Genomic DNA, 4,634 nt, shown 5'->3' on the forward strand with positions numbered 1-4,634 from the left:
ATGAGCTTCACTTATCGAATTTTGTCCGTATTAATTCGAACCTCACCTTCCAAGATACTGAAGATAAATCTAACTCTAGAGCCTTCAGGGGGGAGTCCTTGCCGGGCGTTTATGACTTTTCCGGAACTGTTGAGATGCGGGTTGCCGACCAAGGGCGTTCGGTTGGCTTGGAATATGTACGGCAGTCGGGTGGTGTTTACGATTCAGCTGGTGTGGCCGAACTTCCCGACGTTAAGCAGGTTAACGCCAGTCTTGGCTTTAAAAGTGAAAAAGATTCACTCGAATTTAAAATTAAGAATGTTAGTGGTCAGCGTGTAAGCAAATACAACCGATTCCCAGGGCCCGGGCGTCAGTGGTTTGTTTCTTATGCTCATCAATTTTGATCGATAGTGTGTAAATACTATTAATAGGAGCAAGTAATGAATATTGAAAAAAATGTGGCAGGTAAAAAACTAGTCTTAGGGCTATTGGCGCTAGGTGCGATTGGCGTTACTGGTTGTTCAAGTGACAACAGTATCAAATCTGAAACAGCTGGTTTGTATGGAAATATTGCCGCATCAGTTTACGTTAGCGATACTTTGGCGTACTTTCAGGGAAACGAAAGCTGGGGTTCTAGTAGTCTTTATCAGTTTAACCCTACAACGGGTGCGGTAGTAACGGAGCCTGTTACCGGCTTCGAGAGTGTCGATATACAGTCGCTGGAACTTAGCCCATCGGGGCAGTTGTGGGTAGGTGTTGGAGACTTTGCAACACCTCAGATTCAGATTCTTAATACTAGTAATAACGCAGTGGTTGATACGATTCAGTTAAGCAATAACCCGGGAAGCATTACCTTTTCAGAAAACCTGAGTGGCGATTGCGCGAATGCTTGTGCATTTATTAAAGGTGTTGCATCTGATTATTCATCTAGTGATATTTCAATTGCGGAAGCAGTTGCGCCTTTTGACCACACTGAAGGATTTGCAGCTACGGATCGTTCTGATATCGATGTGGCAGTAAATGGAAGTGACTACTACAGAATAGGTAAGTACGGTGAAAATAACTTATCGAAGTACGATATAGACAACCCAAACACCTTAACCTGGCAGTACGGTTTGAATGATGAAGACGGCGAAAGCAACAGTAACCCATATGATGTGCTTTTCGCATCTGATGATAAAGCCTATGTTATTCGCTGGGGAGAAGGGTCAATTCTTGTCATCGATCCAAGCGTTACTGATAGCTCGTCAGATGATTTCGTATTAGATAGTATTGATATCAGTCATTATGATGAAGACGGCCTCCCGAATGCTTCTGCTGCATTGATCCATGAAGACGTATTGTATGTTGTCACTCAGGGACTTGATAGCTCGTATGCGCCGACTCAAGCCTACCTAATCGCAATTGATACACTGACTGACGCAGAAGTGTCAATTGGTACTGGTGAACTAGATGGCTTAGAGCTAACCGTTAAGAACCCAATTGAAATAGACCTTTTTGCAGGAGATTTATTCATAACAGGAGTGGGGCGTTATGCTTCGGGTGACCGTGCTGCTGAGTACACAGGTGGTATTGAGAGGATTGACCTTGATACGCTGAGCTCGTCGATAGTTGTGAACGACTAATTGAGTAAAGGTTAAGATATGACCACACTGATGATACAAGGCACCACTTCAGATGCGGGTAAAAGTACCTTAGTGGCTGCTTTGTGTCGTTGTTTGGTGAGGCGCGGCCATAAAGTGGCGCCTTTTAAGCCTCAGAATATGGCGCTCAACAGTGCTGTTACGGTTGATGGTGGCGAAATAGGGCGAGCGCAGGCATTGCAGGCGCACGCTGCTTGTGTTTTGCCGACAACGGATATGAATCCGGTTTTGTTGAAGCCTGAAACAGATATCGGTGCGCAGGTGATTATTCACGGTAAGTCCAGAGGCAACATGTCTGCGACGTCTTACCATGAATATAAACAGGTTGCGATGGCTGCGGTGCTAAGTTCACATGAGCGACTTGCTAATGAATTTCAGCATGTCATTGTTGAAGGTGCTGGCTCACCGGCAGAGATTAATCTACGCGACAGAGATATCGCAAACATGGGTTTTGCTGAGGAAGTGGATTGCCCGGTTATTTTAGTTGCCGATATTGATCGCGGCGGTGTGTTTGCACATTTGGTCGGTACTTTGTCATTGCTGTCTGAGTCTGAGCAAGCGCGTATCAAAGGTTTCGTCATTAACCGATTTAGAGGTGATATTTCCTTGCTTCAGTCTGGCTTGGACTGGCTGGAATCGTATACGGGAAAACCGGTGCTTGGTGTTCTGCCTTACCTTCATGGTCTACACCTTGATGCAGAGGATGCTTTGCCAGAGCAGATACTCGATCCAAGTTCTGAATATAAATTTCGTGTAATTGTGCCGGTTGTTCCACGTATAAGCAATCATACAGATTTTGACCCTTTGCGTTTGCATCCTGATGTTGATTTTCGTTATATCAATGTAGGGGACCCGGTTCCGCCTGCGGATTTGATCATTTTGCCGGGCTCCAAATCCGTTCGTTCTGATTTAGGTTTCTTAGTTCAAAATGGTTGGAAAGACATTTTAAATCGTCATTTAAGGTATGGCGGAAAGGTGTTGGGGATATGTGGCGGTTATCAGATGCTAGGGCAATTAATCACTGATGAAAGTGGTGTAGAAGGTCGGCCAGGCAGTAGTGAAGGTTTCGCTTTGCTTTCGTGTGCGACTAGCTTGTTGGCTGAAAAGAAATTACTTAATTGTGTGGGCGAGTTAGCCGAAAGTTCAGCACCTGTAAAAGGCTATGAAATTCATACGGGAGTGACCACAGGAGATGACTTGGCGCGCCCGATGATTGTCAATTTTGGGTCATCAACGGGTGGCGCTTCTCTCGCGGGTACGGATGGCGCAACTAGTAGAGACGGCCTGGTTAAGGGTACCTATTTGCACGGTCTATTTGATTCACCGGAAGCATTGCAAGCACTGTTAGAGTGGGCTGGACTAAGATCAGATACCACTGTCAACCTTGAAGAAGTGCGTGAGAAGCAGTTGGAGCGCTTAGCCAATGCTTTTGAGTCAGCGATTGATATGGATAAGCTGATAGAGTTACTGGAGCAGGCCGGATGAAAAGACTCATTCTTGGAGGGGTAAAGTCTGGCAAGAGCCGATATGCAGAACAGCAAGCAGAGCTAGTTATAGCAAACAATAGTGCATCGTCGATTTGTTTGCTTGCCACTGCACAAGCACTGGATGAGGAAATGGCAGCACGAATTGAGCGTCACAAGGCAGACCGGCCAGATCATTGGTGTGTGATAGAAGAGCCGCTAGAGTTGGCAAAAGTGCTTGAGGAACGTGCTGGTGAAGATATAGTGCTCGTTGTTGATTGTCTTACCTTATGGGTCACTAATCTTTTGATGCTTGAAGACAAAACACGCGTCCAGTTAGAGCTTGATCGATTTGTCGAGGCTGTCAGTCTAACAAATGTAGAATTAATTTTGGTTTCCAACGAGACCAATATGGGAGTCATGCCTTTAGGCGATTTAAGTCGTAAATATTGTGATGTAGCAGGGCTGTTACATCAAAGCTTGGCAAGCCTTTGTGATCAGGTCGATTTAGTTGTCGCAGGCTTGCCTCTTTCACTCAAATCCAATGCGAACAATAAGCCTGGCAGTTCTTAGGAAATATTGATGCTTGATAGCGAAAATAAAACTGCTGATCCTTTGTTAAGTGTGAATACTTTATCGTGGCACTGTGGTAATAAGGTGATCCTGCAAGATATTAGTTTTGCCCTATCAGAAGGAGGTTTTGTTGGCTTAATCGGCCCTAATGGCTCAGGGAAGTCCAGCTTGATGCGTTGCTGTTACAGAGTAAACAAACCGAGCAAAGGCAATGTGTCCTTAGGCGGCTCGGATATCTGGGAGAACAGCTTAAGGGACAACGCAAAGCAGGTGGCTGTCATTTTGCAGGAGCATCATGATCATTTAGGGCTGACGGTAAGAGAGGTTGTACTGCAAGGGCTAGCGCCCCACAAGGGCTTGTTTGAGTGGGATACAAAGGAAGATATTCGTTTTGTCAGTTCAGTTATTGCTGATATGGACTTATCGGCTGTTGAAGATTGCTTGTTCAGTATTTTGTCGGGTGGTGAGAAGCAGCGCGTGATGCTTGCAAGAGCAATTGTGCAGAAACCCCGCTTATTAATTATGGATGAGCCAACCAATCACTTGGATATCCATTACCAAATTGATCTGCTGAACAAGGTGAAGCAATTAGGAATAAGTGTTTTATCTTCATTTCATGACTTAAATCTCGCCGCGGCTTTCTGCGATAGTTTGTTGGTGTTAGACCGTGGCAGATTGGTTGCTCAAGGCTCTATAAATGAAGTGCTCAATGAGTCTTTAATATCAAAAGTCTTCAAGGCGAAGGTTAAGGTAGATCGCCATCCTAGTGCAAATGTTCCGAGAATTAGTTATGAATACTAGTGCCGAGGCTAGAACGGGTTCGCTGATTGCCGGTAAGTTCATAGCTTGCTTGCTAATTACTTTTCTCGTTCTGTTCTGTCTAGTTTCAGCTTTGGGTTTTGGGCCTATCAATATATCGTATGCCGNAATCATTAGTGTTATTACGGGTGAGGCATCGGCAGACCCTATCCATGAG

Annotated in this window: 5 protein-coding genes; all 5 read left to right on the forward strand. The window is 45.1% G+C overall.

All coding sequences use genetic code 11. The features are described 5' to 3' along the window. A partial coding sequence (locus A3766_RS14960; RefSeq protein WP_156508916.1) for a TonB-dependent receptor occupies nt 1-383 on the forward strand: 383 nt, incomplete at its 5' end. Nucleotides 384-419: 36 nt separating this feature from the next. After that, complete coding sequence (locus tag A3766_RS14965) at nt 420-1,604, forward strand: hypothetical protein (RefSeq protein WP_068515690.1); 1,185 nt, start codon at nt 420-422, stop codon at nt 1,602-1,604. An 18-nt stretch (nt 1,605-1,622) separates the two neighbouring features. After that, nucleotides 1,623-3,107 (forward strand): cobyric acid synthase, encoded by a 1,485-nt coding sequence (locus A3766_RS14970; protein ID WP_068515687.1) that lies wholly within the window; start codon nt 1,623-1,625, stop codon nt 3,105-3,107. After that, entirely contained in the window at nt 3,104-3,658 is a 555-nt protein-coding gene (gene cobU, locus A3766_RS14975) for a bifunctional adenosylcobinamide kinase/adenosylcobinamide-phosphate guanylyltransferase (protein WP_068513547.1), read from the forward strand. Before A3766_RS14970 ends, cobU begins: the two co-directional genes overlap by 4 nt. Before the next feature lie 9 nt (nt 3,659-3,667). Then, on the forward strand, nt 3,668-4,459 hold the full coding sequence (locus A3766_RS14980; protein WP_068515684.1) for an ABC transporter ATP-binding protein: 792 nt from the start codon (nt 3,668-3,670) through the stop codon (nt 4,457-4,459). Nucleotides 4,460-4,634 lie beyond the last annotated feature (175 nt).

This window comes from Oleiphilus sp. HI0132 (assembly GCF_001635845.1).

Excerpts from the sequence above, each read along its gene's own strand:
- A3766_RS14965 (WP_068515690.1), top strand. The coding sequence starts at position 420 with ATGAATATTGAAAAAAATGTGGCAGGTAAAAAACTAGTCTTAGGGCTA.
- A3766_RS14970 (WP_068515687.1), top strand. The coding sequence starts at position 1,623 with ATGACCACACTGATGATACAAGGCACCACTTCAGATGCGGGTAAAAGT.
- cobU (WP_068513547.1), top strand. The coding sequence starts at position 3,104 with ATGAAAAGACTCATTCTTGGAGGGGTAAAGTCTGGCAAGAGCCGATAT.
- A3766_RS14980 (WP_068515684.1), top strand. The coding sequence starts at position 3,668 with ATGCTTGATAGCGAAAATAAAACTGCTGATCCTTTGTTAAGTGTGAAT.